Origin of the sequence: Demequina sp. NBRC 110054 (genome assembly GCF_002090115.1) — a bacterium.
GTDB lineage: Bacteria > Actinomycetota > Actinomycetes > Actinomycetales > Demequinaceae > Demequina.
In genome coordinates this window covers 1418840-1445656 of the sequence record NZ_BBRK01000004.1, presented here as the reverse complement: position 1 = coordinate 1445656, position 26817 = coordinate 1418840, and the positions used below count along the sequence as shown (strand labels likewise).

26 protein-coding genes and 1 tRNA gene are annotated in these 26817 nt (G+C 70.6%); 7 read left to right on the top strand and 20 right to left on the bottom strand.

Annotated elements, in window-relative coordinates:
- Positions 1–3 precede the first annotated feature (3 nt).
- The 10 genes from B7K23_RS06620 to manA all read right to left on the bottom strand — a co-directional run bounded on the left by B7K23_RS06620 (position 4) and on the right by manA (position 9834).
- A complete protein-coding gene (locus B7K23_RS06620) occupies positions 4–696 on the bottom strand; it encodes a 4-carboxy-4-hydroxy-2-oxoadipate aldolase/oxaloacetate decarboxylase (RefSeq protein WP_143338129.1) in 693 nt (230 codons plus the stop codon).
- 1 nt (position 697) lies between these two features.
- Positions 698–1549 carry an ABC transporter ATP-binding protein gene (locus B7K23_RS06615; RefSeq protein WP_084126217.1) on the bottom strand — a complete coding sequence of 284 codons (852 nt, stop codon included), beginning with the start codon at positions 1547–1549 and terminating at the stop codon, positions 698–700.
- A gap of 15 nt (positions 1550–1564) precedes the next feature.
- Positions 1565–2350 (bottom strand): ABC transporter permease, encoded by a 786-nt coding sequence (locus tag B7K23_RS06610; protein ID WP_084125562.1) that lies wholly within the window; start codon positions 2348–2350, stop codon positions 1565–1567.
- Positions 2347–3192: an ABC transporter permease gene (locus B7K23_RS06605; RefSeq protein WP_084125561.1), complete on the bottom strand. Its 846-nt coding sequence runs from the start codon at positions 3190–3192 to the stop codon at positions 2347–2349. The genes B7K23_RS06610 and B7K23_RS06605 overlap by 4 nt, the downstream gene beginning before the upstream one ends.
- A 78-nt stretch (positions 3193–3270) precedes the next feature.
- On the bottom strand, positions 3271–4305 hold the full coding sequence (locus B7K23_RS06600; protein WP_084125560.1) for an ABC transporter substrate-binding protein: 1035 nt from the start codon (positions 4303–4305) through the stop codon (positions 3271–3273).
- A 328-nt stretch (positions 4306–4633) separates the two neighbouring features.
- Positions 4634–5260 carry a GntR family transcriptional regulator gene (locus tag B7K23_RS06595; RefSeq protein ID WP_084125559.1) on the bottom strand — a complete coding sequence of 209 codons (627 nt, stop codon included), beginning with the start codon at positions 5258–5260 and terminating at the stop codon, positions 4634–4636.
- A 432-nt stretch (positions 5261–5692) separates the two neighbouring features.
- The gene (locus B7K23_RS16065; RefSeq protein ID WP_084125558.1) at positions 5693–6436 is read right to left on the bottom strand and encodes a C40 family peptidase; all 744 of its coding nucleotides are present in this window, start codon (positions 6434–6436) and stop codon (positions 5693–5695) included.
- A gap of 160 nt (positions 6437–6596) precedes the next feature.
- Entirely contained in the window at positions 6597–7274 is a 678-nt protein-coding gene (locus B7K23_RS06585) for a metal-dependent transcriptional regulator (RefSeq protein WP_084125557.1), read from the bottom strand.
- Positions 7271–8602, bottom strand: coding sequence for a UDP-glucose/GDP-mannose dehydrogenase family protein (locus B7K23_RS06580; protein WP_084125556.1), 1332 nt, complete (start codon positions 8600–8602; stop codon positions 7271–7273). Before B7K23_RS06580 ends, B7K23_RS06585 begins: the two co-directional genes overlap by 4 nt.
- Before the next feature lie 65 nt (positions 8603–8667).
- Positions 8668–9834, bottom strand: a complete 1167-nt coding sequence (manA, locus tag B7K23_RS06575; protein WP_084125555.1) for a mannose-6-phosphate isomerase, class I — start codon at positions 9832–9834, stop codon at positions 8668–8670.
- A 62-nt stretch (positions 9835–9896) separates the two neighbouring features.
- On the opposite strand from manA, the gene serC reads away from it, so the two are divergent.
- Complete coding sequence (serC, locus tag B7K23_RS06570; protein ID WP_084125554.1) at positions 9897–11021, top strand: phosphoserine transaminase; 1125 nt, start codon at positions 9897–9899, stop codon at positions 11019–11021.
- A gap of 204 nt (positions 11022–11225) precedes the next feature.
- Positions 11226–12026: a CAP domain-containing protein gene (locus B7K23_RS06565; protein ID WP_084125553.1), complete on the top strand. Its 801-nt coding sequence runs from the start codon at positions 11226–11228 to the stop codon at positions 12024–12026.
- 70 nt (positions 12027–12096) lie between these two features.
- On the opposite strand, the gene B7K23_RS06560 is transcribed toward B7K23_RS06565, so the two are convergent.
- Both B7K23_RS06560 and B7K23_RS06555 read right to left on the bottom strand, forming a co-directional pair.
- Entirely contained in the window at positions 12097–13320 is a 1224-nt protein-coding gene (locus tag B7K23_RS06560; protein WP_084125552.1) for a DUF3027 domain-containing protein, read from the bottom strand.
- Positions 13320–13703, bottom strand: coding sequence for a cold-shock protein (locus B7K23_RS06555; protein WP_084125551.1), 384 nt, complete (start codon positions 13701–13703; stop codon positions 13320–13322). The genes B7K23_RS06560 and B7K23_RS06555 overlap by 1 nt, the downstream gene beginning before the upstream one ends.
- 182 nt (positions 13704–13885) lie before the next feature.
- Here B7K23_RS06555 and B7K23_RS06550 point away from each other — a divergent pair, with 182 nt between their 5' ends.
- Positions 13886–14161, top strand: a complete 276-nt coding sequence (locus tag B7K23_RS06550; RefSeq protein WP_084125550.1) for a DUF4031 domain-containing protein — start codon at positions 13886–13888, stop codon at positions 14159–14161.
- A 174-nt stretch (positions 14162–14335) separates the two neighbouring features.
- The gene (locus B7K23_RS06545) at positions 14336–15355 is read left to right on the top strand and encodes a zinc-binding dehydrogenase (RefSeq protein ID WP_084125549.1); all 1020 of its coding nucleotides are present in this window, start codon (positions 14336–14338) and stop codon (positions 15353–15355) included.
- Positions 15356–15569: 214 nt separating this feature from the next.
- Here the strand turns inward: B7K23_RS06545 and groL are convergent, their stop codons facing one another.
- The 3 genes from groL to B7K23_RS06530 all read right to left on the bottom strand — a co-directional run bounded on the left by groL (position 15570) and on the right by B7K23_RS06530 (position 18346).
- On the bottom strand, positions 15570–17195 hold the full coding sequence (groL, locus tag B7K23_RS06540) for a chaperonin GroEL (protein WP_084125548.1): 1626 nt from the start codon (positions 17193–17195) through the stop codon (positions 15570–15572).
- A gap of 228 nt (positions 17196–17423) precedes the next feature.
- Positions 17424–18038 carry a LytR C-terminal domain-containing protein gene (locus B7K23_RS06535; RefSeq protein WP_084125547.1) on the bottom strand — a complete coding sequence of 205 codons (615 nt, stop codon included), beginning with the start codon at positions 18036–18038 and terminating at the stop codon, positions 17424–17426.
- 20 nt (positions 18039–18058) lie between these two features.
- Positions 18059–18346 (bottom strand): DUF3263 domain-containing protein, encoded by a 288-nt coding sequence (locus B7K23_RS06530; protein WP_200809776.1) that lies wholly within the window; start codon positions 18344–18346, stop codon positions 18059–18061.
- A gap of 102 nt (positions 18347–18448) precedes the next feature.
- Here B7K23_RS06530 and B7K23_RS06525 point away from each other — a divergent pair, with 102 nt between their 5' ends.
- Positions 18449–19123 carry a uracil-DNA glycosylase gene (locus B7K23_RS06525; protein WP_084125545.1) on the top strand — a complete coding sequence of 225 codons (675 nt, stop codon included), beginning with the start codon at positions 18449–18451 and terminating at the stop codon, positions 19121–19123.
- Between the two features lie 48 nt (positions 19124–19171).
- Here B7K23_RS06525 and B7K23_RS06520 read toward each other — a convergent pair.
- From B7K23_RS06520 to B7K23_RS06505, 4 genes are all read right to left on the bottom strand, one after another.
- Positions 19172–19247: transfer RNA gene (locus tag B7K23_RS06520), tRNA-Thr, on the bottom strand.
- 117 nt (positions 19248–19364) lie between these two features.
- Positions 19365–20147 (bottom strand): thioredoxin domain-containing protein, encoded by a 783-nt coding sequence (locus tag B7K23_RS06515; RefSeq protein WP_084125544.1) that lies wholly within the window; start codon positions 20145–20147, stop codon positions 19365–19367.
- 34 nt (positions 20148–20181) lie between these two features.
- On the bottom strand, positions 20182–20679 hold the full coding sequence (locus B7K23_RS06510) for a MauE/DoxX family redox-associated membrane protein (protein WP_084125543.1): 498 nt from the start codon (positions 20677–20679) through the stop codon (positions 20182–20184).
- A 183-nt stretch (positions 20680–20862) separates the two neighbouring features.
- The gene (locus tag B7K23_RS06505; RefSeq protein WP_159451345.1) at positions 20863–22593 is read right to left on the bottom strand and encodes a serine/threonine-protein kinase; all 1731 of its coding nucleotides are present in this window, start codon (positions 22591–22593) and stop codon (positions 20863–20865) included.
- A gap of 352 nt (positions 22594–22945) precedes the next feature.
- Here B7K23_RS06505 and B7K23_RS06500 point away from each other — a divergent pair, with 352 nt between their 5' ends.
- Together B7K23_RS06500 and B7K23_RS06495 are read left to right on the top strand one after the other, a co-directional pair.
- Positions 22946–24103: an ABC transporter ATP-binding protein gene (locus tag B7K23_RS06500; protein ID WP_084125541.1), complete on the top strand. Its 1158-nt coding sequence runs from the start codon at positions 22946–22948 to the stop codon at positions 24101–24103.
- Between the two features lie 208 nt (positions 24104–24311).
- On the top strand, positions 24312–25781 hold the full coding sequence (locus tag B7K23_RS06495) for a DUF4032 domain-containing protein (protein WP_084126215.1): 1470 nt from the start codon (positions 24312–24314) through the stop codon (positions 25779–25781).
- A 75-nt stretch (positions 25782–25856) separates the two neighbouring features.
- Here the strand turns inward: B7K23_RS06495 and rlmB are convergent, their stop codons facing one another.
- Positions 25857–26816, bottom strand: coding sequence for a 23S rRNA (guanosine(2251)-2'-O)-methyltransferase RlmB (rlmB, locus tag B7K23_RS06490; RefSeq protein ID WP_084125540.1), 960 nt, complete (start codon positions 26814–26816; stop codon positions 25857–25859).
- Position 26817: the final 1 nt, after the last annotated feature.

The following is a 26817-nucleotide window of genomic DNA, read 5'->3' as shown; positions in this document are numbered from 1 at the left end:
GGATCAGCCCGCCTCGGGGTGGCGTCGGTACGTGACGCCCAGGCTCTCGAGCACCGGGCGCATCCCGTAGCGGTCCAGACCGAGCTCACCCTCGAGGAAGGCCGCCCTGGTGGCCGCCTCCTTGTCCTCGCGCGCGATCGACTTCGCCAGCACATCGTCCGCGTCGATGCGCGGGACCACGGCGACGCCGTCGTCGTCGCACACCAGGATGTCGCCCGCGTCGATCACCTGGCCGTTGATCATGATCGGTACGTTGACCGCGCCAGGGGTGTTCTTCACCGTGCCCATCACGTTGATGTGCCGCGCCCACACGGGGAAGCCGAGGTCCCGCAGCTCCTGGGTGTCGCGCACTCCGGCATCGATGATCGCGCCGGCCACTCCGCGCTGGTGCAGCCCGGTCGCGAAGAGCTCTCCGAACATGCCCTGCTGGGAGGGCGAGCGGGTCGTGACGACCAGGATGTCGCCGGGCCCGCACTGCTCGATCGCGGCGTGGATCATGAGGTTGTCGCCGGGCCAGCTGAGCACGGTCACGGCGGTGCCGGCGATGCGCGTGCCCTGCTGGATCGGACGCAGGTCCGAGCCCAGGTCACCGGTGCGGCCCATCGCCTCCCCTACGGTCGCGACGCCGATGCTCGAGAAGGCCTCGACGGTCTCGCGCGCGGGGCGCGGCGGGTCGGTGAGGATCACGGTCTCCACGTCAGATCTCCTGCCCCTCGGGACGGTGCCCGGCCTTGGCCTTCTGGATGAGCGAGTAGACGTGACCGCGCAGCTCGCCGAAGCGCGGGTCGGAGCGCGTCGTGAGCTGGTCCCGCTCGGGCGGCAGGTCCACGTTGACGTCCTCCATGAGCACGGTCGGGCGGTTCGACAGGACGATGACGCGCTCGCCGAGGTACACGGCCTCGTCGATGTCGTGGGTCACGAACAGCACGGTGACGCCGAGGCGCTTCCACAGCGAGCGGACCAGGTCCTCGAGCTCGGCGCGGGTCTGCGCGTCGACCGCGGCGAACGGCTCGTCCATGAGCAGGACGGTCGGCTCGTAGGCCACCGCGCGGGCGATCGCGACGCGCTGCTGCATGCCGCCCGAGAGCTGCCACGGGTGCTGCTCCGCCGCCTCGATGAGGCTCACCTCCTCGAGCGCCTTGTCGACCTTCTCTCGGCGCTCGGCCTTGGGGATGCCCTTCTCCTTGAGCGGCAGCTCGATGTTCTGGCGCACGGTCATCCAGGGGAAGAGGCTGCGGCCGTACTCCTGGAACACGACCGCCATGCCCTCGGGAGGGCCGGTCACGGCGGTGCCGTCGAGCACCACCTCGCCCTTGGTGACGTCGAGCAGGCCAGCGATCGACCGCAGCAGCGTGGTCTTGCCCGCGCCGGACGGGCCGACAACGCACACGAGCTCGCCGCGACCGACCTGGAAGTCGAGGTTGCGAATCGCCTCGACCTCGGGGCGTCCGGGGGTGTCGTAGGTCTTGCCCACGCCGCGCAGGTCGAGCGCGACGTCCGTGGCCGCGGGGGCCGGGGAATCTGCTTGGGCCGCCTTGAGGAACGGCATCGTGATCGACATCTCTTATTCTCCTCGCTCGATCTGTCGCTGGCCCATGTACCAGGCGAGCATGCGGGTCTCGACGACCTTGAAGATGGCGGCGAGAAGTACTCCGATGAGGCCGAGCAGGATGATGCCCGTCCACATCTGCGGGATGGCGAAGCTCCTCTGGAACTGGACGATCGAGGCGCCGAGGCCGCGGTTGGCCCCGAACAGCTCCGAGATGACCATGAGGATCACGCCGATGGACAGCGCCTGGCGGGCGCCGGTGAAGATGCGCGGGCTCGAGCCCGGCAGGACGACGAACAGCAGCCGCCGCCACCAGCTGAGGCGGTAGCTCTTCGCGGTGTCGGTGAGGGTGGGCTCGAGCCCGCGGACTCCCTCGACGGTGTTGAGCAGGATCGGCCACAGGCAGCCGAGCGCGATCGTGACGATCTTGCCGAGCCAGCCGGTGTAGCCCGCGAACAGCGCGATGATCGGCACGAGCACGGGCGGCGGGACCGCGCGGAAGAACTCGAGCACGGGCTCGCTGAGCGCCCTGAGCGTGGGCGACAGACCGATCGCGGTGCCGCCGACGATGCCGCCGACGACCGCGAGCGAGAACCCGATCCCGAGCCGCGCGAGGCTCGGCACCATGTCGGACGCGAGCCGCTCCATGGTCCAGGTCTCGGGGAACGCCTGCAGGATCGTCTGGAGCGAAGGCCAGAACGGGTTGGTCGAGCCGGCCGAGGCCACCCACCACAGAGTCAGCAGGATGAGCGGGAGCCCGAGCAGGAAGAAGGTCTTCTTGGCGTAGGTCGTGACGGTCATGAGTGCTCGCTCCTCATCGAGGGGTGCCACCACAGCATCTTCTTCTCGGCGAAGCGCGCCATGAGGTTGACGGCGACGCCGATCAGGCCGACGACGATCACCAGTGCGTAGGTCTCAGGCACCGCTGCGGAGCTCTGCGCGATGCCGATCTCGCGGCCGAGTCCTGGGACTCCGATCACGAGCTCGGCGGTGATCTCGAGGATCAGCGCGACCGCGGCCGCGAGCCTGAAGGCCGTCATGATGTACGGCAGCGCCGTGGGGTAGATGACGGACCGCGCGATGCGCAGCGGCCCGAACTGGTACGAGCGCGCGGTGTCGCGCGCCACAGGGTCGACGTCGGCGACGCCGTAGAGCACCTGCACGAGCACCTGCCAGAACGCCGCATAGACGACGAGCACGAAGGCTGACTGGGGCTGGGTGCCCCACAGCAGCACGACGAGCGGGATGAGCGCGACCGAGGGGATCGGCCGCAGGAACTCGATCGTCGAGTTGGTGAAGGCGCGCAGGAACGGGATCGAGCCGATCACGAAGCCGGCGAGAACGCCCAGCACCATCGCGGCGCCGAGGCCGACAGCCCATCCCCGCAGGGTGAGCCATAGAGACTCCCAGAACCATCCCTCGCCGAGCATCTGGAAGAGCGTGGCGTACATCTCTGTGACGGGCGGCAGGAAGTCGGGGTTGACGATGCCGGTGCGGGACAGCGTCTCCGCGCCGACCAGGACGATCAGCACGCCCACGATGCCGAGCCACACGCCGCGCGAGCGGCGGGGTCTGCGGGACCGGGTACGAGGCTTGGGGCCGCTCGTGGCGGGCGACTCCAGCGTGGCTGAGGCTGAGCTCACGGCTGCTTCTCCGATGCGATCAGGGGCTGAGCGACCCGGGGCCGCGACGGCGCGAGGCACGCCGCGGCCCGCGGGCTGCTACTTGAGTGCCGAGAGGTCGGGGACCTCGGTCAGGAAGCCGTCGGTGACGGCCAGTTCGGCGAGCAGGTCGACGGTGTCGCCATCGATCTCCGCCGGCCAGGCGGGCAGCGTCACGGCCTGCGTCGTCGCCTCGTCCATCGAGGTGTAGTCGAGCAGGGCGGCGCGAACCGCGTCGGGGTTGCTGTTGGCGTAGTCGAGCGACTTCGTGATCGCGGCCTCGAAGGCTGCGACGATGTCAGGGTTCTCCGCCGCGTAGTCGGTGCCCGTGAAGTACTCCGCGACCATCAGCCCGGGGCTGGTGGCGACGAAGTTCGAGCCGAGGTTCACGAGGTCCTGGCCGAGGGCCACGGTCGTGAACGGCTCGACCGTCTGCCCCGCGTCGATGTCTCCCGAGACCACCGCGGGCACGATGTCCGGATAGGCGAGCTCGACGTACGTGATCGTCGACGGGTCTCCGCCGTCGTCACGCACCATCTGGTTGATGGTCGAGGTGTTGATGTTGTTGAGCGTGTTGACGCCGATGCTCTTGCCCTCAAGGTCCTTCGGCGACTCGATTCCCGAGTCGGCCTGGACCATCACGCCGGCGAAGTCGGCGTCGAGGGAGTCGGTGGCCGCGACGCCCGAGGCCACCGCCTCGATGCCGAGGTCGTTCGAGACTCCGAGGATCAGGGACGTGGTGTTGCTGAAGCCGAACTGGAACTGGCCGCTCACGACGCCGGGCACGATCGCCGCGCCACCCTGGGCGAGCTCGAGCGTGACATCAAGGCCCTCCTCTTCGAAGTAGCCCTCGGAGACGCCGATGTAGATCGGGGCGACGTCGACGATCGGGATCACGCCGACGGTGATGGCGGTCATCTCCATGGCCATCGTGTCCTCGGTCGGCTCCTCGGACATCTCAGCTTCCCCGCTGGCGGACTCGGACGTATCCGAGGATCCAGAGTCGCTGCACGCGGCAAGCGTGAGGGCTCCGATCGCGGCGACCGCGACGAATGCGGCCTTGGTTCGTGCAGATGTGGTCGTGATGTGACGCACGGGCTCCTCCTCGAGACCTTCGACCCCTCCCCATTGAGAGGCCGTGCACGCTCACCGTAACAGATTGTTGACAATCTTGTCAGCAGGATTGCTGACGGATTCACCGAACCGTGACCTCCACGACCCGCGAATCGCCCTCCGACGCCCCCTCAAGCCACGATGAGCCTTGCCGAGGCCTCCTGCCTCGCGCCCTCGTGCCTTCGTGCCCCCGGAACGATGGCGCCCTGCCCCGCTCGCCCGTGTGCGCCGCAGCCGGCCTCGCCGCACGCGCTGGCCGGCCCTCGCGCCCCCACCCGCGCCCGGGCCCAGCCCGTGCCCGCGCGCGGCCTCAGGCGATCGCGCGCAGCGCCTCGATCACCGAGGAGATGTGGGTGCGCATCGCAGCCTCCGCCGCCTCCGGATCCCGCGCGACGACCGCGGCGATGATGTTCTCGTGCTGCACCACCGAGACGGAGGGCCGGCCAGGGACGCGCGACAGTGCGAACTGGTGGCGCACCATCTGGCCGTGAAGCCGCGCGATGATGCCGTTGGCCTTGTCGTGGTGAGCGATGTCGCGCAGCGTCGAGTGCAGGGTGCCGTTGAGCTCGGAGTAGGTCGCCACGTCGCCCGCCTCGACGGCGGCGCGCATCCGCGTGCCGATGTCGCGCAGCGCGTCGGCCTGACCGTCGTCGACCCGTTCCGCCGCGCGAGCGGCCACGAGCCCTTCGACGACCATGCGCACCTCGGTGATCTCGACCGCCTCGTCGATCCCGATCTCACGGATCCGCGCCCCCTTGTTCGGGACGTGCTCGACGATGCCCTCAGCCTCGAGGGTGTGCAGCGCGCGCCGCACCTGGAACCGGCTCGCGCCGAAGTCCTCGCTGAGCTCTGCCTCGACGAGCCGCTGACGGGGGGCGAAGTCACCGCGCAGGATGGCCGCCTTCAGCTCCTCATACACACCGCTGTCGCCCGCCATCGCCGCCTCCTGCCTCGCGCCGACCCCGGGGAGATTGGCCTCACCCGGTGCCACCTTGCCGCCAACAATATTGTTGACAATATCAACTCGTCGCGCGACTCGCCCAGAACCTGCACGTTTCGCCGATGCCCGACGCACGTGTCGCGCACCCAGCGACCGCATCGTCCCGGCCCCCTGCGGCCGCATCGTCCCGCTCCCGCGCAAAGCGAGTCGCACCACCCCACCGCCTGCCACGCCTCCCCGACAGTTTGAACCAATCCCAAGCTCGCCATGCGAGCGCGTCGCGGGACGATGCGGCGTGTCGCCAGAGTGTCGCGGCTCAGATTGGTGCGAACTGTCTGAGAAGGCGCACGTGGGCCGGGCTCACGCCGCCAGGGAACGACGAAGGCCGCCCCCGTCGCCGGGAGCGGCCTTCGTGAGGATCAGCTGAGGTCAGCCGGTCACGCGGACGTAGACCGGGCTGGACTGCCAGATCGAGCGGAACTGCACCGACTTGCCCGGACGGGGCGCGTCGATCTGCAGGTTCGGGCCGGCGTAGATCGCCACGTGACCCGGGCTCACGATGATGTCGCCGGGCTGCGGGGAGGACACGCGCGTGCCGACGCTGTAGTACGCACCCGACTGGTGCGGGAGGTTGAAGCCGAACTGCTTGAAGACGTAGGACACGAAGCCGGAGCAGTCGAAGCCGGTCGACGGCGAGGAGCCGCCGGAGACGTAGGGCGTGCCCACGTACTTGGAGGCCTCGGCGATGACGGCGGATCCGGAGATCGCGGCGGTCACGGCGCTGGAGGCCGCGGCGGAGCTGGAGCTCGTCGTGCCGCTGCTCGTGGTGCCCGTGGTCGACGTGCTGTTGCTCACGGTCGTGCCGGAGGTGGTCTGGACCGGCACCGGCTCAGGCTCGGGCTCGGGGTCCTGCGAGACGTCGATCGACGGCTCGTTGAAGTCGTAGTCGGCGTCGCCCTCGGCGATGACGACGGTCGACGCGTCGGCGATGTCCTGTGCGAGGTTCGAGTTGACCTCGGCGACGATCTCGGCGTCAGGAGTCGTGGGCGACTCCTCGGGGGTTGGCGTCATGAGCGCCACAGCGGCGACGCCCGTCAGCGGTGCGACCACGAGGGCGCCACCAGCGGAGACCGCGATGGCACGCGCTCGAGCGCGCTTGTATCCGTACCTCAAATTCCCGTTTCCTTCCGCGCGGGGGAGCGCGTTGTCGACGTGACCCCAACGAACGACCCTTGCCGTACGTTTCCTCTTTGTGGGGGCTTACCACGCCTGTGATTCGGTCTATGAACTGCGACCACTGTAACTGCCAAGTGGCGCATATGCACGTTTCAGGTCACGAAATGGTTACGAAGACGTGCCTCGCGACCGCCCTGGGGAGGTGGACCTCACCCCCCTCGCAGGTCACTGCGACACCATCGTCTTCGGGTCGGAGGTCGAAGGAAGTCCCTGGAAGAAGGCCGCACTCGAGCATCGGCTCGAGCACGTCAGGGTGGGCCTGGGGGTGCTCGCCGATGCGGATCAGTGTGGCCCGCGTCACTTTCTGAGCACTCGCATCGAGGAGCGAGATACCCCCCGGCGTGTCGCGCGTGGACTCGCCGAGCTCCTCGAGCCCCGGCACCGGATTGCCGTACGGGGAGACGTGCGCGTCGTCGAGCATCGCGAGGACGCGCTTCTCGACCCGCTCGCTCATCACGTGCTCCCACCGGCACGCCTCGTCGTGCGCGTGGGCGAGGTCGAGCCCGATGATGTCCGTGAGCAGCCGCTCGGAGAGCCTGTGCTTGCGCATCACGCGGACCGCTGCCCGCTCGCCCTCCTCCGTCAGCTCGAGGTGGCGATCGTCCGTGACGACGACCAGACCGTCGCGCTCCATCCGCGCGACGGTCTGCGACACCGTGGGGCCGGAGTGGCCGAGCTGCTCGACGATCCGAGCCCGCATGGGCACCACCCCGTCCTCGACGAGCTCATAGATCGTCCGGAGATACATCTCCGTGGTGTCGACGAGGTCGTTCACGCGAAGCGCCCGAGCCCGTGGTACTCCCAACCCGCCTCGATCCACTTCTCCGCGGGGAGGCAGTTGCGGCCGTCGATGATCTTCTTCGCGCCCACCATGGCGGCCAGCGCGTCGGGATCGGCCTCGCGGAACTCGGTCCACTCGGTCGCGACCAGCACCACCTGAGCGCCCTCGCACGCCTCGGCGAGCGAGTCGACGAACGCGATCGTCGGCCACACCGCCTCCGCGTTGTGACGCGCCTGCGGGTCGTACACCTTCACATCCGCGCCCGCGAGGTGCAGGCGGCCGGCGGCGTCCAGCGCGGGCGAGTCGCGCACGTCGTCGCTGTTGGGCTTGAACGCCGCCCCCAGGACTGCGACCTTGGCGCCCTTCATCGAGCCCCCCGCGCACGTCTCGACCAGGTTCACGACATGCTCGCGACGACGCAGGTTGATCTCGTCGACCTCACGCAGGAAGCTCAGCGCCTGACCGACGCCGAGCTCGCCCGCACGCGCCTGGAAGGCACGGATGTCCTTGGGCAGGCAGCCGCCGCCGAAGCCCAGGCCCGCGCCCAGGAACTTGCGGCCGATGCGCGCGTCGTAGCCGATCGCGTCGGCCAGCTGCGCGACGTCGGCGCCCGTGACCTCGCAGATCTCCGCGATCGCGTTGATGAAGGAGATCTTGGTGGCGAGGAACGCGTTGGCGGACACCTTCACGAGCTCCGAGGTCGCCAGGTCCGTCACCAGGAACGGGGTGTCGCGCTCGAGGATCTCGGCGTAGACCTCGCGGGCCACAGCCTCCGCGCGGCCCTCACGGCCCTTCTCGACACCCAGGACCAGGCGGTCGGGACGCAGCGTGTCCTCGACCGCGAAGCCCTCGCGCAGGAACTCGGGGTTCCACGCCAGCTCGGCCTGGTCGCCCACGGGAGCCAGCTCGCGCACCTTCGCGGCAAGGCGGGCCGCGGTGCCCACCGGCACGGTCGACTTGCCGAAGATCACCGCGGGACGCGTCAGCTGCGGCGCGAGCGTGTCGATCACCGCGTCGACGAACCGCATGTCCGCGGCGTTCTCGCCCTTCTTCTGAGGGGTGCCGACACCGATGAAGTGCACTTCGGCCTCGGCGGCCGCGAGCGACGCATCGGTCGTGAAGCGCAGCCGGCCGGACTCGACGTGCTTGCGCAGCAGCTCGGGCAGCCCGGGCTCGTAGAACGGGACCTCGCCGCGCGCGAGACGCTCGATCTTGGCCTCGTCGACATCGACGCCGATGACCGTGTGACCAAGCTCCGCCATACCGGCCGCGTGGGTGGCGCCGAGGTACCCGGTGCCAAAGACAGAAACGGTAAGAGACATGTGGATCAGCGTAGTAGTCGTGGCTCCCGGTTGCGGCTACTCACGGTCCCAAGTTCAGGAGGGTGTCATCTACGAGGGACGGAGGCGACGGCCGCGAGTCCCGCGGTCTCGATCGCCGCGGAGCCCTCGGAGTGCGCGATGAACACCGACTCCCCCGCGCCCAGGATCGCGGTGCGTCCCGCGGCGACCACCGTCGTCGTCCCCTCGAGCGCCAGGACGATGCGGGGGCCGGGCTGGGCGACGATCGCGCCCTTCCTCAGGAAGGACAGGGAGAAGTCCTCGGTGAGGGTCGCGAAGTGCGTCACCGGCCCCTCGATGTCCACCTCGGGCAGGTCCGGCGCCGACGGCTCCGTGTGCGCGAGATAGAGGAGCTGGCCGAGGTCGATCGGCTTGCTCGTGAGGCCCGCGCGCACGACGTTGTCCGAGTTGGCCATGATCTCGAGGCCGAGGCCGCTCTGATACGAGTGGACGATGCCGGCGCCGGTGAAGGACGCCTCGCCGGGCTGGAGCCGGACGACGTTCATCGCGAGGGCCACGAGCGCACCCGCGTCGCCGGGGTGCGCGTCCAGCGCGTCGGCGGCCGCGTGCATCGCGTCGGAGCCGCGCCCCGCGGCGACCGCGGCCTTGAGGGAGACGAGGACCGGCATCGCGTGCAGGCCGCGCAGGCACGTGTCGACGTACTCGGAGATCGCGTCCTCGTCGTCGTCTGCGTCGTCGAGCACTCCCTCGAGCACGCGTGCGCCGCCGTCGTCGAGGAGCGCGAGGTCGGCGCGCAGCTCGTCGACCGGGCGGAAGCCGGTGAGGACGACCATCGGGGTGAGCGCGACGACGAGCTCGGGCTTCGCGCTCGCGTCCTTGAAGGTGCGCTCGGGCACGTTGCGGGCGATCCCGAGGCGCTCCTCGCGCTCGAAGCCCGCGGCGGCCTGTGCGGGGTTCGGGTGGACCTGGAGCGACAGCGGCTTGGCGATCGCGAGCACCTTGAGCAGGTATGGCAGCCGGCCGTCGAAGGCCTCGGCGACCTCGGGTCCTAGCGCGGCCACGGGGTCGGCGGCGATGACCGCGTCGAGCCCCTTCGGGCCCTCGTCGTCGCTCGCCATCGCCGGCGAGTTCGGGTGCGCGCCCCACCATGCCTCGGCCACGGGCTCACCCGTCGCGGGGGTCCCCAGCATCAGGGGGATCATCTCGGTGTCGCCCCAGTCATAGTTCTGGAGGGCGGGAGTCAGCGCGCGCACCGCCCTATCCTGACACGCCGGGCGGTCCCGTGGGGGTACCTCTGCGCCACTAGGCTTGCCGCATGCCCGACACGCTGACGATCCCCGCCGACCTGCTGCCGCACGACGGAAGGTTCGGCTCAGGCCCGTCCAAGGTCTCGCCCTTCCAGATCGAGGCGCTGCAGGCCGCCGAGCGCACGCTGCTGGGCACCTCGCACCGGCAGGCGCCCGTGCGCGGCCTTGTGGGCGACATCCGCGAGATGCTCGGCTCGTTCTTCTCGCTTCCCGACGGCTACGAGGTGGTCCTCGGCAACGGCGGCTCGACGCTCGTCTGGGACGCCGCCGCATACGCGCTTGTCCAGCGCAAGGCACAGCACTGCGTGCAGGGCGAGTTCGGCTCCAAGTTCGCCGCCGCGACGCTCGGCGCACCGCACCTCGACCCCTCGAGCGTGCGCCAGGCCGACGCGGGCTCCGTCGCGGTTCCCGAGCTCGAGGACGGCGTCGACGTGTACGCGTGGGCCCACAACGAGACGTCGACCGGCGCGATCTCGCCCGTCACGCGCGTGCGTGGCGCGGCCGACGCGCTCATGGTCGTCGACGGCACGTCGGCCGCCGGAGGCACCGAGCTCGACGTGACCCAGACCGACGTCTACTACTTCGCGCCCCAGAAGAACTTCGCCTCGGACGGCGGCCTGTGGTTCGCGCTGATGTCGCCCGCCGCGCTCGAGCGCATCGACCGGATCGCTGCTGGGGACCGCTACATCCCCGCGATCCTGTCGCTGCAGGACGCCGTGAAGAACTCGCGCCAGAACCAGACGCTCAACACCCCCGCGATCGCGACGCTCGTGATGATGCGCGCGCAGCTCGAGTGGCTCATGTCGAACGGCGGCATGGCCTTCGCCGCGTCGCGCACCGCCGACTCGGCCTCGCGCCTCTACTCCTGGGCCGAGGCGTCGCCGGTCGCGCACCCGTTCGTCCAGCACGAGTCGTACCGCTCCCCCGTGGTCGGCACGATCGACTTCGACCCCTCGGTGGACTCGAACGCGGTGCGCGCCGTGCTGCGCAACAACGGCGTGGTCGACATCGACCCCTACCGCAAGCTCGGCCGCAACCAGATGCGCGTCGGCATGTTCCCCGCGGTCGACCCCGAGGACGTGTCGCGCCTGACCGCGTCCGTGGACTGGGTGCTCGAGCGCCTGGTCGACTGACCGAGCCGCATCGACTGACGGCCGCTCAGCGCCGCACCAGTTCCCCGCTGAGGGCAATCTCACAACGCGTTCCCTTGCGCGTCCTGCGCGCCTAGCGTCGCTGTCACAGCGATGCGGACGACGGACGACCCGTCCGACCAGAAGAGTCCGCACCTCCTCCCCGGTGCCCGCGTCGCTCCCGCACGCCCCCGACGCGAAGGAACCATGGAGCACACCCCCGTCACGACGCGGCCCGAGCCCCGACGACGCTGGTACTGGGCCGCCCTCGCGGTCGTCCTCCCCCTCGCCGTCGTCGGCACGTCCGCCGGCGCCGCCGCCACGTGGGAGTCCGGGCTCGCGCTGGCAGACGACGGCCTCGCATCGACCTCCACCGCAGCGGTCCCGTCCGTCGCCCCGGTCACTGCCGAGGGGTCGCTCGAGAGCACGACCGTCGAGGCCGCGATCCCCGCGGTGGAGGTGAGCCGCGCTCCGGAGCCCGTCGTCGAGCAGACCACGGAGGATGCCGACGCCGCAGCGTCGGGCGCGTCCGCCGCGGCCTCGTCAGGCTCGGGTTCCTCCACCGGCTCCTCGGCGACGAGCGAGTCCTCCTCGGCTGCCGCATCGTCCGTGTCCCCCGCCGACTACTGCGCGAACCCGTCCTCGCCCTACGGCGCCGGCTCGACTGCGAAGTCGCTCCTGACCGCGGTGAACAAGGAGAGGGCGCGCCTGGGGCTGCACTCGCTCGGCTGGTCGAGCTCGCTCGCGACCGCGGCGCAGAGCTGGTCCGAGAGCATGGCCGCGCGCAACGTGCTCGAGCACAGCAGCATGGGCCAGGAGAACGTCGGCTACACCTACAACAGCGGCGGTCTCAGCGTCGCGTCCGGTCTCACGATCATCGAGAAGGCGTGGATGCAGTCGTACGGGCACTGCACGAACATCATGTACCCCGGGTACACGGTGATGGGCGCGGGCGTCGCGCTCACCGGCGATGGCACCGCGGTCTACGCGACGCAGAACTTCAACTGAGCGCCGGACCCGACCGCGCGCCGCTCGCCCGACGGCGCAGGGCGAACCTCGGATTCGGCGGGTAGAGGCCCTACTCGGCGGTCTTGTCCTCGTCCGCGGGCCCGTCCACCACGACCTCGTCGGCGGGTGCCTCGTCGGCGACGACCTCGGGCTCGACCTCGTCAGTCGCGACCTCGGCGACGGTCTCCTCAACGGGCTCCGCCTCCTCGGTGACCTCGGCGGCGGGTGCATCCTCGACGGGAGCGTCGGTCACGGCCTCGTCGGCAGCGACGGCATCCGTGACGGCATCGGCCTCCGCGGCGGGCTCCGGAGCTGCCTCGGGCTCGGAAGCCTCAGCCTCCGGCGCTGCGTCCTCGGTGGACCCCTCCACCGACTGAACCGCCGGGTCGTCCGTCGCGACAGCATCGTCCATCGCTGCGACGTCCGCGGCCTCGGCCGGGGACTCGCCCTCGGCGGTCTCCGCGGTCGGCTCGGTGTCCGTGGCAGAGGACTCGTCGACAGCACCCTCGGGCTCGACATCTGCGACAACCTCGGGCTCCGGCTCCGGCTCGGGCGTGAGGTCGAACACGTCGTTCGACTCGTCCACGTAGACGGGGTCGTTCGCGGGCCACTGCGTGCTCGACCGCTCCGGGGCGCTCTGGGCACCGCCTCCGCACGCGTGATTCACAGGGACCACCGTGCCGTCGAACGGGCACCACTTGTTGGCGCAGACGCCGAAGTGAAGGCGCATCGACCCCGAGAGCGGGATGACGAACTCGCCGATGGCTCCTGCCGCTGCCGAGGCGCTGGGCGGGTCGGTCGGCACCTCCTGCGCCCGCTCGGTCCACCGCGCGGCGGCCTCGTCGCGGCCTGCGGGGGCGAGCACCCGCTCACGCCCAAGGCCGAGCTCCCAGATGGCGACGGCGTCGGATTCCTCGTCATCCGTGGCCGTGTAGCCGGGCATGAGACGCGGGTCCTGGTCGATGCGCGGGACGGCCATGCCGGGCTTGATGTCACCCGGCTGCACACGGTCGGCCCACGGGATCCAGGCCGGTGCCAGCAGCGCATCGTCCGCGGGCACCAGGTGCGCCTCGCAGACGTTGGCGGTCTTGAGCCGCGGCGTGCGGGACAGGGTGACCGACCACACCCAGCCGCGGTATCCGGGCAGGGTGCAGGCGAACAGATGGGTGACGAGCTTGTCGCCCTCGTCATGCGCGGACAGGTGCTCGCCGACCGCGGTCGCGTCCTCGGCGACCTCGATGGCGGCGTCACGCGCCGCCTCGACTGCGGACTCCAGGACTGCGTCGACGGCCATCAGGCGTCCAACTGCTCCGCGACGGCGCGCAGCACAGCCGCGACCTGCGTGCCCTTGGCGCCCTCGGGGTAGCGCCCCCGGCGCAGGGTGTTGGAGACGCCGTCGAGCATCTTGATGAGGTCCTCGACGATGACCGTCATCTCCTCGGGCTTCTTGCGCATGTTCTGCGACACCGAGGCGACCGGCTCCTGGAGCGTGACGGACAGCGCGGACGGGCCGCGGCGGCCGTCGGCGATCGAGAACTCGACCTTGGTGCCCGGCTTCGGGTTGGCGGCGCCGTCAGGCAGCGCGGAGGCGTGCAGGAACACCTCGCTGCCGTCCTCGCTCGCGATGAAGCCGAACCCCTTGTCGGAGTCGAACCACTTCACTTTCCCGGTGGGCACATCTACCTCGCTGGTCTCGTTGGCGCCGCGTTCACGGCCAGGGCAAGTCTAACGGTCCTCACCGACGCCGTTGCAGTCGGGCGGGGCGCGTCCGCGCGGTGCGACCCGCACGGTCACACCAGGCGCGCACCACAGGCCCGCGCGGCGCGCTCGATCGGGCCGCGCACCCCTACCCTCGAGGAATGACGGTCCTGATCGATCCCCCGCTGTGGCCCAACCACGGCACGGTGTGGGGCCACCTCGTCTCCGACGAGTCGCTTGCCGAGCTCCACGCCTTCGCGCGGGAGGCGGGCATACCCGAGCGAGGGTTCGACCGCGACCACTACGACTACCCGGTCGAACGCCAGGAGCAGCTGCTCGCTCAGGGCGCCATGCTCGTGTCGACGCGGGAGCTCGTCCGCCGGCTGCGCGCCTCGGGACTGCGTGTGACCGCGGCGGCGCGGCACGGGCGCTCCTGACGCCTCCGGCGCCCGGGAAACGCGGGCTTCGCCGAGAGGGAAAACCCTGGGGCATCTGTCCGACACCTGGCGATCTTCCGCTGATCGTGTTTTAGTTGGCATGCCAACTAACGCGCGACGCGGCGCCACCGGCGCCCTCCGCCACGCGTGCGAAGAAGCACGAGGAGTCCCCACATGAAGGCATGGCAGTTCACCGGCACCCATCAGCCGCTCGTCCTGAACGAGGTGCCCGAGCCCACCCCCGGCCCGGGCGAGGTCATCATCGACGTCAAGGCAGCGGGTCTGTGCCACTCCGACGTCGGCGTCCTCGAGGACGAGGGCTGGATGGCCCTGATCCCGAACCTCCCGGTGACGATGGGCCACGAGATCTCGGGTGTCGTCTCCGCGGTCGGCGAGGACGTCGAGGACTACGCCGTCGGCGACCGCGTCGGGGTGTGCCCCACCGGCCCCACCGGCATCGCCCCGGGATACGGTCGCGACGGCGGCTTCGCCCCGAAGCACCGCGCCGCGGCGGTCGACCTGGTCCGCATGCCCGAGGGCCTGTCCTTCCCGCTCGCGGCCGCAGGCACCGACGCCGGCATGACCTCGTACCACGCGATGGCCGCGATCGGCGCGGTCCAGGCCGGCGAGAAGGTGGCCGTGATCGGCATCGGCGGCCTCGGCCAGATCGGCGCGCAGGTCGCCAAGGTCAAGGGCGCTGACGTCACCGTCGCCGAGCCCAACGAGGCGGCGTGGCCCATGGCCCGCCAAATCGGCGCGTCGCGCATCGTCAAGGACGTGTCGGAGCTCGAGGGCGAGGACTTCGACCTCATCGTCGACTACGCGGGCTTCGGCACCACGACGGCCGGCGCGATCAAGGCGGTGCGCTTCGGCGGCCGCGTGGTCCAGGTCGGCATGGGCCGCCTCGAGGCGACCATCGACACCCGCATCCTCATCACCCACCAGGTGAGCCTGCTGGGCTCGGTCGGCGGCACCGCGCAGGACGTCGCGGAGGTCTACGAGCTGTTCGCCTCGGGCCAGGTGACGCCGCAGATCTCGGCGATCGACTTCGACGAGATCGCAGAAGGCATCGAGCAGCTCCACCAGGGCAAGGCCCGCGGTCGCGTGGTCGCGCTGATGGACACCGAGGCGGAGACCGACGCCGCGGCTGCGCGGCTGCAGGGCGACGACGCGTCGCACCCTGCGCACCGCTAGCAGCGGCGCCCGCCTGCCGCCCATGCGCTCCGCACGGATCCCCGGCCGACACGCGAGCGTGTCGCTTCCCACGCCGGCGTGTCGCCCGGGTGTCGCGCTCAGATCCGTGCGGAGTGCATGAGGCAAGGACGATGCGGCAGTCGCCCCGGCACGACGAAGGCCCCCGGGTTTCCCCGGGGGCCTTCGTGCTGAGTCTCGCGGTGCGAGGGTGGGCTTAGAAGCCCATGCCGCCCATGTCGGGCGCACCGGCCGGCATGGCCGGCTCGGGCTCGGGCTTGTCCGCCACGACCGCCTCGGTCGTGAGGAACAGGCCGGCGATCGACGCGGCGTTCTGCAGCGCCGAGCGGGTCACCTTGACCGGGTCGTTGACGCCCGCGGCGAGCAGGTCCTCGTAGACACCGGTCGCGGCGTTGAGGCCGTGGCCGATCGGGAGGTCCTTGACCTTCTCCACGACGACGCCACCCTCGAGGCCGGCGTTGACGGCGATCTGACGCAGCGGGGCCGAGACGGCCGCGGCGACGATCGAGGCACCGGTGGCCTCGTCACCCTCGAGCGCGAGGTCGGCGAAGGCGAGGTTGCCCGCCTGGATGAGCGCGACGCCACCACCGGCGACGATGCCCTCCTCGACGGCAGCCTTCGCGTTGCGGACGGCGTCCTCGATGCGGTGCTTGCGCTCCTTGAGCTCGACCTCGGTGGCCGCGCCCGCCTTGATGACGGCGACGCCGCCGGCGAGCTTGGCGAGGCGCTCCTGGAGCTTCTCGCGGTCGTAGTCCGAGTCCGAGTTGTCGATCTCGGCGCGGATCTGACGCACGCGGCCCTCGATCTGCTCCTCGGCGCCAGCGCCCTCGACGATCGTGGTCTCGTCCTTGGTGACGACGACCTTGCGCGCCTGGCCCAGCGAGCTGAGGTCGGCACCGTCGAGCGACAGGCCGACCGACTCGGAGATGACGGTACCGCCGGTCAGGATCGCCATGTCCTGCAGCATCGCCTTGCGACGGTCACCGAAGCCCGGCGCCTTGACGGCGACGGCCTTGAAGGTGCCGCGGATCTTGTTCACGACGAGGGTCGCGAGGGCCTCGGACTCGACGTCCTCGGCGACGATCAGCAGCGGCTTGCCGGTCTGCATGACCTTCTCGAGAACCGGGACGAGGTCCTTGACGTTGTTGATCTTCGACTCGACGAGCAGGACGTACGCGTCCTCCAGGATGGCCTCCTGGCGCTCGGGGTCGGTGACGAAGTACGCCGACAGGAAGCCCTTGTCGAAGCGCATGCCCTCGGTGAGCTCGAGCTCGAGGCCGAGAGCGTTCGACTCCTCGACCGTGATGACGCCCTCCTTGCCGACCTTGTCCATCGCCTCGGCGATGAGCTCGCCGATCGTGGAGTCGCCGGCCGAGATGCCCGCGGTCGCGGCGATCTGGTCCTTGGTCTCGACCTCCCGAGCGGCCTTGAGCAGCTCCGCGGTGACGGCCTCGACGGCCTTCTCGATGCCCTTCTTGAGGGCGATCGGGTTCGCGCCGGCCGCGACGTTGCGCAGACCCTGCGTCACGAGCGCCTGAGCGAGGACGGTCGCGGTGGTGGTGCCGTCACCAGCGACGTCGTCGGTCTTCTTGGCGACCTCCTTGACGAGCTCCGCGCCGATCTTCTCGAAGGGCTCCTCGAGCTCGATCTCCTTGGCGATGGAGACACCGTCGTTGGTGATGGTCGGCGCGCCCCACTTCTTCTCGAGCACGACGTTGCGGCCCTTGGGGCCGAGGGTGACCTTGACGGCGTCGGCGAGGGCGTTCATGCCCCGCTCCATGCCGCGGCGGGCCTCCTCATCGAAGGCAATGAGCTTTGCCATGAGTGTGTTCCTCTTCCGATGGGTGGTGGCTCCCGTGTCGCCCGCGACGGACGGCGCTCCTCGAGAGATTCCTGTCATCCCGCGAGAGGCGCCTCGACCGGAAGCCGAGGTCTAGTTAGCACTCGAAAGGGTCGAGTGCTAACGCCGATTCTGGCACTCTCACCCTTCGAGTGCAAATGACGGGAGGGTGAAGGCTGACGGCCCCCGCGCGGTCCCGCGCGACGCCTGCTACGCGGCGGGGTCCGAGGCGAGCAGCACCTCGATGGCGGTGCCGCCCGGCGTGGACTGCTGCAGCACGGAGTCGATGCCGAGCACATCGGCGATCTCCGCGGCGGTGTCCGCGAGCGCCTCATCCGCGTAGACGACGGTGTTCTGGCCGTCGGGGATGAGGGACAGGTTGATGTTGTTCGCCTCGACGCTCGTGAAGCCCTCGCCCTCGAGCAGCGTCTGCTGCGTGCCCGCGAGGCCCGCGATGCCCGAGCCGTTGCGCACGGCGACCGCGGTGTCGTACTCGATCACGGGCTCGGCGGTCTCGCTCGCGGAGGGCGATGCGCTCGGCGAGGCCGACGCGGCGGCGGACGCCGACGGCGTCGCGGACGCGGAGGGCGAGGCGCTCGACGTGGAGGAGGTGGTGGCTGTCGCCGTCGCAGTGGCGTCGTCGCTGCTCGTGATGTCCTGGTTCCAGTTCCACCACACGATGATGAACGCGAGAAGGCCGGCAAGCAGAAAGACGACGAGGGGCGCGATCAGGCCCATCACCCACGGACGAGGCGCGCGGTGCACGCCGACCGGACCCGCCTCACGGGCGAGCGCGTCGAACTCGTCCTCTTCGTACTGTGCCACGCGCCGATGCTACCCCGTGCTCAGGCGTGAGCCGAGCGGCCCCTGCCGCGCTGGCGCGCGGCTCGCATGCGACGCAGACGCTTCACGAGCATCGGGTCGTGCGCGAGCGCGCGCTCATCGTCGATAAGCGCGTTGAGGATCTGGTAGTACTCCGTGCCGGACAGCGAGAACAGCTCGCGCACGGCGTCCTCCTTGGCCCCGGCATAGCGCCACCACTGGCGCTCGAAGTCCAGGATCGCCGTGTCCCGCTCGGACAGGCCGCTCGGAGGAACCTCCTGGCGCTCAAGGCGCACCACGGATCCGCTCATGTTCCCCTCCTTCATCCTGACACCCAGGGTATCCGTGAATCACGTCGATGTCATTTGCCCCGCCCATGGTCCCGTCACCCGGTGCGTCGCTAGCCTGGGCCCATGCCGACGATGTGGAGAGAGCAGGTGGCTCCCGACTGGGTGCCGGTGCTGGCCGAGGTCGAGCCGACGCTGACCGGGCTGGGTGCCTTCCTCCGCGAGGAGATCGACGCGGGGCACGGCTACCTTCCGCCCGCGGACGCGATCCTTCGGGCCTTCGAGTCTCCGCTCGCGGACGTGCACGTGGTCGTCGTGGGCCAGGACCCGTACCCGACGCCGGGTGACGCCGTCGGGCTGTCGTTCTCCGTGCCGCCGGGGCATCCGCAGCCGCGCAGCCTGCGCAACATCGCCGCGGAGCTGAAGGACGACACCGGCGAGGTGCTCGTCGGCGGCGACCTGAGCCACTGGGAGGCTCAGGGCGTGCTCCTTCTCAACAGGGTGCTCACGGTGCGCCCCGGCCTGCCCGGCTCGCATCGCAGGAAGGGATGGGAGCAGGTGACCGAGGCGGCGCTGCGCGCGCTTGCCGCGCGTGGGGGACCGCTTGTGGCGATCCTTTGGGGCCGCGACGCACAGGCGGCCGGCGATCTGCTGGGTGCGACGCCGCGCGTGCAGTCCGCGCACCCGAGCCCGCTGAGCGCGTCGCGCGGCTTCTTCGGCTCTCGCCCGTTCTCCCACGTCAACGAGCTGCTCGCGAAGCAGGGCGCGGACCCGATCGTGTGGGGGACCCCGGTGGCCTGACCCGGTGGGAGCATCGTCCCGGCGGCCCCGGTACCCCGCGCCGAGCGGTGGAGCTGGCAGCGGGACTTGAACCCGCAACCGCCCGATTACAAGTCGGGTGCGCTACCAATTGCGCCATGCCAGCACGTCCCGAGGGGACGCTCAAGGATACCGGGCGCGCGCAAGCCGGCAGGAACGCCCCCGGACATGCGACAGCGCCGCACCCCCGAAGGGATGCGGCGCTGTGCGAGAGCGGAGCCGGTCAGGAAGCGGCGAGCTCCGTGAGGTACGCGGCCAGCTCGCCCTCGCTGAGGTAGTTGACCTCGGAGCCGTCGAGCACCGTGCCATCGATGAAGATCGTCGGGGTGCCGGATACGCCGTCCTGCGACGCCGTGTCCGTCGCCGCGGAGACCCACGAGCGGTACGTGTAGTCGGAGAACGACTCCGCGACGTCCGCCGGGACCCCTACCGTGACGGCGATCGCAGCGATCTCCTCGTCGGTGAGGCCCTCGGAGCCCTCCTCGGGCTGGTTGTCGAAGAGCGCAGCGGTGAAGGCGACGAAGTACTCGGGAGCCGAGTTCGCGACGGTCGCGGCGGCGTTGGCCGCACGAGTCGAGTACGCGGTGCCGCTCGAGTACGAGTCGAGGATCGAGATCGGGTGGTAGTTCACCTGGATCGTGCCCTCCTCGCGCAGCGCGTCGAGGTCGTCCGAGTTCATGGTCTCGAAGTAGTAGCAGTACGGGCACAGGAAGTCGAAGTAGACGTCGACCACGATCGGGTCGTTGCTGTCGACCTCACCCGCCACGCCGGAGGAGCCGACCGGGATGCCGCCGCTCGCGAGCGAGTTGGCGGGCGAGCCGTCCGCGCCGTCGCCGATCTCCTCGAGCGCGCTGTTCTGGTTGAGGATGAACGCGACCAGTCCACCGAAGACCGCGAGCGCGACGACGATGCCGGCCACGATCAGCAGCGTGGTGCGGCGCTCTTGCGCCTTCATATTGGCCTTGGCCTGGGCGCGCGCCTTGGCGGCCTTGTCGCTGGATGCCATGAGGGAGTGGTTCCTTCCGTCTGTCCGGGACAGTCTAGGCGTCGGCTGGCTCGGGGTCGCCGGCCATCCACCTGTCGAGTGAGAACGGTGTGCGGGGGAAGAATGCCAGCCAGAAGCCGAGGATCAGGAATCCTGTGCGTTCGAGCATGTGGAGCGGATAGTTGGTGGTCCCCTCGGCCACTTCGCCGCCGCCGCCGAAGCAGCCGCAATCGATGCTGAGCCCGTGGGCCCATGCCCAGATGAGCCCGACCATGAAGCCCGTGATCATGATCAGCCAGGCGATCGCGGCCCACCGGGTGAAGAGGCCGGCGAGGAGGAAGGCGGCGAGCAGCAGCTCGAAGATCGGCAGCATCGTCCCGAACAGCGGCACGATCGCCTCGGGCAGCAGCTGGTACGCACGGACGGCGCGGATGGACTGCGGGATGTCCATGAGCTTGGGGATCGCCGCGGCGATCAGGATGCCGGCCATGCCGAGCCTGACGAGCAGGCTGATCCATGGCTGCGCGACCGTGAACCGGTCTCGGAAAGTCATTGCCCCTCCTGGAGGTGATGTCCCTGCGGCCGAAGGCGCGCACTCTCGGCGGGAACCATGCTCGACGGTACACCGCGCGTGCGCACCGCCCGCCGACTCCTTCGCTCACGCAACGACCCGTCACACATGGTTGTTCCCACAACTATTCAAGTCTCTCAGGTCGCGCGAGGAGTGTCACGCACGTCACCCCCAGGCGAGCGCCTCGGGCGCCGCCCAGGTCCACCCCGAGACGTCGGAGATCGGCCACCACCACGGCTCGGCCTGCGTGTACACGGCGACGGCGACGACTCCGACCGCCACGATCGCGACCACGACCCACGCGGCGGCGACCCCGGTGGTCGGCGCGACGGCGTACGCGAGGCGACGGCTGCCGTCCCTCGTGCCCCCCGACCACGGCCCGACCCACATCGTCGCGGCGACGGCCAGCGCGCCGAAGGCGAGCGCGCCGGCATGACCCCACGTCTGCCCTGCCTCGGTGGCGGACGCGATCAGCTCCGACGAGACGAGCCACCACATGAGCGCACCCGCACCCACCCCGACGAGCGCGCCGAGCAGCACCGAGGGCACGAGCTCAAGCATCCCGCGCAGCAGGTGCCAGGGCATCCCGATGGTGTGGACGACCGCGTCTCCCCTGCGCTTGCCGCGGCGAGCGCGCGAGGCCGCGAGCGAGGCTGCGCGCCGATGCACGCCGCGCGCGACGATCGCCGCCACGATCACGCCAAGGAGCACGACCACCGGAGCCAGCGCGGCCAAGGCCGACACCGCGATCGTCATTGCGCCGAGCATGATCGGGCGGCCGGGCACCGGAGCGGACTCCTCGACGAGCTCCGAGGCCTCGCCGTGCTGGTCGATCTCGCCGGAGATCACCTCGTCCCAGCGGGCCTCGCCGTCCGCCGCGTCGGCGTCCTCGTCCTCCCAGTCGGCGCCCTCGCCCCCGGCCCAGTCGCCGTCGTCGTCCCCGGCGCCCTCGTCGTCCTGGTCGTCGTACGGCTCGAGCGTCACGGTGTCGTCCTCGCGGTACGGCTCGAGGACCGTCGTGTCGCCGTCCGACGGGCCCCAGGCGTCCTCCCGGGCGGGCATCACGGTCGTGCTCGCGAGCGCCGCGGCACCAGCGCCGCGGTCCAGCACCTGCGTGCTGCCACGCAGCGCGGCGACGACCTGGGCGGGCGACGGACGGGAGTCGATGTCCTTGCCGAGCGCGGCCTCGAGGGCCTCGGCACCCGGACGATGCGGCAGGTCCACCTGGCCGTCGAGCGTCCGGGAGATCGCTCCGGCACCGGTGCCGAACGGCGCGCGCCCCGTCATCGCGTACGCGACGGTGGCGGCCCAGGCCCAGAGGTCGGCGACCGGACCGGGCTCGACCCCGTCGATCACCTCGGGCGCGACGTACCCCGCGGTGCCGCTCACGAGGCCCTCGCGGGTGAGCCGCGCGTCGTCCTCGCGGTGCGCGAGGCCGAAGTCGATCAGCACGGGTCCGCGCGGCCCCATCATCACGTTGGCGGGCGTCACATCGCGGTGCACGACCCCCGCGGCGTGCGCGGCCTCGAGCGCGGAGGCGATGCTCTCGGCCATGTCGGCGAGCGCGGCTCCTGCGAGCGGGCCGTTCTTCTGCACGTGATCGAACAGCGACAGCCCGGGGATGTACTCCGAGACGACGAAGGTCTCGTCGCCGTCGAGCTCGGCGTCGAGCACATGCGGGACCGCGGGGTGCCGCAGCGACTGCAGGGCGCGGACCTCGCGGGCGAGCCGCTCGCCCGCGATCGGGTCCTCCGCCGCGTCGACGAGCTTGAGCGCCGCGCGCTGCCCACCGCCGTCCTCCACCAGGTAGACGGCGCCCGAGCCGCCCCTCCCCAGGGTCTCTCGCACGACGTACCCGCCGATCTCATCGCCGACCTCGCGTCGCAGTCCCGCCATGCGCCCACGGTACCGGCACCCGTCACCCCGTGGTCCGGGCCGCATCGTCCCTGGCTCCGCGCGGGAGCGCCCGCCAGCCGGGGCCGCGCCTCCCGCCAGCCCGGGCCGCATCGTCCCGCGCGCCCACCGCCGCATCGTCCCGCGCGCCCACCGCCGCATCGTCCCGTCGACCGACCCGGACAGACGGGCCAGAAGGGACGAAGGTCCTGCTGTACGGGTGCCGCGAACCTATGACACAATGGGCCTCGCTCACGGCATCCCTGTCGTGCGCGAAGTGTCAATGTGGACACCACAGGGCACTCTTCACTACGGATCGTCCGGCACGTACCTGCCGGTGAAGGGACCATTTGAAATGGCAACTGTCACTTACGACAAGGCCTCGCGTATCTACCCGGGCACCGAGCGTCCCGCGGTCGACTCGCTCGACCTGGACATCGCCGATGGCGAGTTCCTCGTCCTCGTTGGACCGTCTGGTTGCGGTAAGTCCACCTCGCTGCGCATGCTCGCAGGCCTCGAGGACGTGGACAAGGGCTCGATCTGGGTCGGCGACCGCGACGTCACGCACGTGCAGCCCAAGGACCGCGACATCGCGATGGTGTTCCAGTCCTACGCGCTCTACCCGCACATGACCGTGGCCGACAACATGGGCTTCGCGCTCAAGATCGCCAAGGTCGACAAGTCGGAGATCCGCAAGCGCGTCGAGGAGGCCGCGAAGATCCTCGACCTCACCGAGTACCTGGACCGCAAGCCGAAGGCCCTCTCGGGTGGTCAGCGCCAGCGTGTCGCCATGGGTCGCGCGATCGTGCGTCAGCCGCAGGTGTTCCTCATGGACGAGCCGCTGTCGAACCTCGACGCCAAGCTCCGCGTCCAGACCCGTACGCAGATCGCCGCGCTCCAGCGTCGCCTCGGCACCACCACCGTCTACGTGACCCACGACCAGGTCGAGGCCCTCACGATGGGTGACCGCATCGCGGTCCTCAAGGACGGCGTGCTGCAGCAGGTCGGCACCCCGCGCGACATGTACGACGCCCCGGCGAACGTCTTCGTCGCCGGCTTCATCGGCTCGCCGGCCATGAACATCTCGACCTTCGCGATCGAGGACGGCAAGGCCATCGTCGGCCCCGCCCGCGTCCCGCTCAAGCGCGAGACCGTCGCGAACCTCACGGACGACGACAAGGGCGAGATCGTCCTCGGCTGGCGTCCTGAGTCCATGGACCGCGTCGCGCCGAACACGGAGGGCGCGCTGCCCATCGAGGTCGTCGTCGTCGAGGAGCTCGGCTCCGACGCGTTCGTCTACGGCCAGCTTCCGGCCCTTGCGACCACGCTCGCGGAGCCGAAGTTCGGCGGCACGGGCGAGGTCATCGTCCGCGTCGACCCGCGCGACGTCCCGGAGAAGGGCTCCACGATGTGGGTCACCATCCGCGAGGGCGAGCAGCACGCGTTCTCGGCCTCGACCGGCAAGCGCATCAGCCCGTCGGCCGCGTCGTCGGCCGCGATGCCTTCCGCGTAAGGCACACCGCTAGCGCCTGAAGGGGCGGTCCGGGACTGGAGAGATCCAGCTCCCCGGGCCGCCCCTTCTGCTGTGTCCAGGGACGATGCGGCGACGGGGACGATGGGGACGGCACCTTCCGCATCGTCCGGCTCCCTTCCCGTGGTCCAGGGACGATGCGGGCTCAAGGTCGCGCGTCGCTGTCGCCTCCCCCGCGTAGGCTGTGGCCATGCCGCTGCTGATCACGGGGGCCGCCGACGCGGGCCTCATGGAACTGCCCTGGGACGTCCCGCTGAGCGCCTGGCCCGAGGAGCGCATCGCCGCGCTGCCTCGCGGCCTCTCGCGGCACGTCGTGCGATTCGTCCGCCACGGGGACGGCGTGCTCGCCGTCAAGGAGACCAACCCCGAGATCGCGCACCGCGAGTTCCACATGCTGCGCGAGCTCGAGCGCATGGAGGCCCCGTGCGTGAAGCCCGTCGCGGTCGTCACCGGTCGCCAGAGCGCGTCAGGCCAGGAGCTGTCGGCCGCGCTCGTGACCGAGCACCTCGCGTACTCGCTGCCGTACCGCGCGATCTTCTCCTCGGCGCTGCGCACCGGCACCCTCACTCGCCTCATCGACGCGCTGTCGATCCTCGTGGTGCGGCTGCACCTCGCGGGCTTCTACTGGGGCGACGTCTCACTGTCGAACGCGCTGTTCCGTCGCGACGCCTCGGCGTTCTCCGCGTACCTCGTGGACGCGGAGACCGGCGACATGCACCCCAAGCTCACGGACGGCCAGCGCGCCTACGACCTCGACACGGCAACCACCAACATCGTGGGCGAGCTGCTCGACCTCCAGGAGTCCGAGGACCTCGACGAGTCCGTCGATCCGTTCGACATCGGCACGCGCCTCGAGTCCCGCTACCGCGAGCTGTGGACCGCGCTGACCTCGACCGAGACCATCACCTCGAACGTCCCGTTCCAGGTCGCGGAGCGCGTGCGCGCGCTCAACGCCCTGGGCTTCGACCTGGGCGAGATCGACATGCAGCAGACCGAGGACGGCACGGCGGTCACGCTGCGCCCCAAGGTCGTCGACGCGGGCTTCCACTCGCGCCGCCTCATGCGCCTCACGGGCCTCGACGTCCAGGAGAACCAGGCCCGCCGGCTCCTCAACGACATGGAGGAGTACCGCGTGGTCCATGAGACCGAGCGCGGGCACAAGGCCGACGAGACCTTCGCGGCGCACGAGTGGCTGACCCACATCTTCGAGCCGACCGTTCGCGCGGTGCCGCGCAAGCTGCGGGGCAAGCTCGAGCCCGCGCAGGTCTTCCACGAGGTGCTCGACCACCGGTGGTACCTCGCGCAGGCCGCGGGCAAGGACGTGCCGATGCCGGTGGCGACCGCCTCGTACCTCAAGAACGTGCTCCCCACGAAGGCCGATGAGCATGCCGTGCTGGGCCTGTCGATCGCGGAGATGACGGCCGAGCTGCCCGCGCTCACCGCTGAGGTCGGCTCGAGCTACGCGGTGCGCGACCCGTACGCGAACGACAACACCCACGCGTGGGGCGGCGTGCCCGAGCCCGCCGAGGAGGAGCCCGCATCGGTCACCCGCGTGTCGACGCTCAGGCCTGCGCCCGAGCGGCCTCGCACGCAGGCGGAGCGAGCCGCCGAGGCGCTCGAGGACGACCTCGGCACGGTCGAGACCGCCGACGAGGAGTAGGCGCCGACGAGGCGTCGCGGCACCGCCGGGGCCGCCGCGCGCGAGTAGCCGCCGGCGCGATCGCCCCGCGACCCGCTAGGCGATCGCGCGCGCGGCCTCGTACAGAGCGATCGACGTCGCGACCGAGGCGTTGAGGCTCTCGGTCGTCGCGGCGATCGGGATCGACACGATCTGGTCGCACTTCTCGGACACGAGGCGCGACAGCCCGTCGCCCTCGGAGCCGACGACGATCGCGAGCGGTCCGTCGAGCAGGTTCGACTCGTGGAGGTCCACGTCGCCGCCGCCGTCGAGGCCGATCGCGAAGACCCCGGCCTTCTTGTAGTCCTCGAGCGTGCGGGCGATGTTGGTCGCGCGGGCCACGGGCACACGCGCCGCCGCACCGGCGGACACCTTCCACGCCGCGACAGTCACCGACGCGGAGCGGCGCTCGGGGATGACGACACCGGTCGCGCCGAACGCCCCCGCCGAGCGCAGGATCGCGCCCAGATTCCTCGGGTCCTGGATGTGGTCGAGCACGACGATGCGGACGGGCGACTCGCCCTCGAGCAGGTCCTGCGGGTCCGCGTAGGAGTACGGCGGCACCTCGAGCGCGACGCCCTGGTGCGGGCTGCCGCCGGCGAGCCCGTCGAGCGTCGCCTTGGTGACCTCGCGCACCTCGATGCCGGCGTCCACCGCGAGCCCGACGATCTCGGTGATGCGGTCGTCGGCGTCGATGCGGTTGAACACGTACAGCGCGGTCGCGGGGATCCCCATGCGCATCGCCTCGAGCACGCTGTTGCGGCCGATCGCGAGCTCGTCGGAGCCGGACGTGCGGTGACGGGGCGCCTGCTTGCCGCGCGGCGCGGGCTTCTTGGCGGCCTCGCGCTCGGCCCGCTGCTTGTCCTTGTACTTCTTGTGATACGGCCGCTCCTCGGCCTTGGGCGTGGGGCCCTTGCCCTCGAGAGCCTTGCGGCCATGGCCGCCGGTGCCGACCTGTGCGCCCTTCTTGGATCCCGCGTTGCGGGTCGCGCCTCGACGCTGTGAGTTCCCTGCCATG

Bases quoted from the DNA above. Each gene is read 5' to 3' on its own strand.
- B7K23_RS06560 (WP_084125552.1), bottom strand. From the start codon at position 13,320: ATGGCCGTCGACGCAGTCCTGGAGTCCGCAGTCGAGGCGGCGCGTGAC.
- B7K23_RS06550 (WP_084125550.1), top strand. From the start codon at position 13,886: ATGACGGTCCTGATCGATCCCCCGCTGTGGCCCAACCACGGCACGGTG.
- B7K23_RS06615 (WP_084126217.1), bottom strand. From the start codon at position 1,549: ATGCCGTTCCTCAAGGCGGCCCAAGCAGATTCCCCGGCCCCCGCGGCC.
- B7K23_RS06505 (WP_159451345.1), bottom strand. From the start codon at position 22,593: ATGGCGGGACTGCGACGCGAGGTCGGCGATGAGATCGGCGGGTACGTC.
- B7K23_RS06500 (WP_084125541.1), top strand. From the start codon at position 22,946: ATGGCAACTGTCACTTACGACAAGGCCTCGCGTATCTACCCGGGCACC.
- B7K23_RS06510 (WP_084125543.1), bottom strand. From the start codon at position 20,679: ATGACTTTCCGAGACCGGTTCACGGTCGCGCAGCCATGGATCAGCCTG.
- serC (WP_084125554.1), top strand. From the start codon at position 9,897: ATGCCCGACACGCTGACGATCCCCGCCGACCTGCTGCCGCACGACGGA.
- groL (WP_084125548.1), bottom strand. From the start codon at position 17,195: ATGGCAAAGCTCATTGCCTTCGATGAGGAGGCCCGCCGCGGCATGGAG.
- B7K23_RS06610 (WP_084125562.1), bottom strand. From the start codon at position 2,350: ATGACCGTCACGACCTACGCCAAGAAGACCTTCTTCCTGCTCGGGCTC.
- rlmB (WP_084125540.1), bottom strand. From the start codon at position 26,816: ATGGCAGGGAACTCACAGCGTCGAGGCGCGACCCGCAACGCGGGATCC.
- B7K23_RS06565 (WP_084125553.1), top strand. From the start codon at position 11,226: ATGGAGCACACCCCCGTCACGACGCGGCCCGAGCCCCGACGACGCTGG.
- B7K23_RS06530 (WP_200809776.1), bottom strand. From the start codon at position 18,346: ATGAGCGGATCCGTGGTGCGCCTTGAGCGCCAGGAGGTTCCTCCGAGC.
- B7K23_RS06580 (WP_084125556.1), bottom strand. From the start codon at position 8,602: ATGTCTCTTACCGTTTCTGTCTTTGGCACCGGGTACCTCGGCGCCACC.
- B7K23_RS06525 (WP_084125545.1), top strand. From the start codon at position 18,449: ATGCCGACGATGTGGAGAGAGCAGGTGGCTCCCGACTGGGTGCCGGTG.
- B7K23_RS06545 (WP_084125549.1), top strand. From the start codon at position 14,336: ATGAAGGCATGGCAGTTCACCGGCACCCATCAGCCGCTCGTCCTGAAC.
- B7K23_RS06495 (WP_084126215.1), top strand. From the start codon at position 24,312: ATGCCGCTGCTGATCACGGGGGCCGCCGACGCGGGCCTCATGGAACTG.
- B7K23_RS06515 (WP_084125544.1), bottom strand. From the start codon at position 20,147: ATGGCATCCAGCGACAAGGCCGCCAAGGCGCGCGCCCAGGCCAAGGCC.
- B7K23_RS06595 (WP_084125559.1), bottom strand. From the start codon at position 5,260: ATGGCGGGCGACAGCGGTGTGTATGAGGAGCTGAAGGCGGCCATCCTG.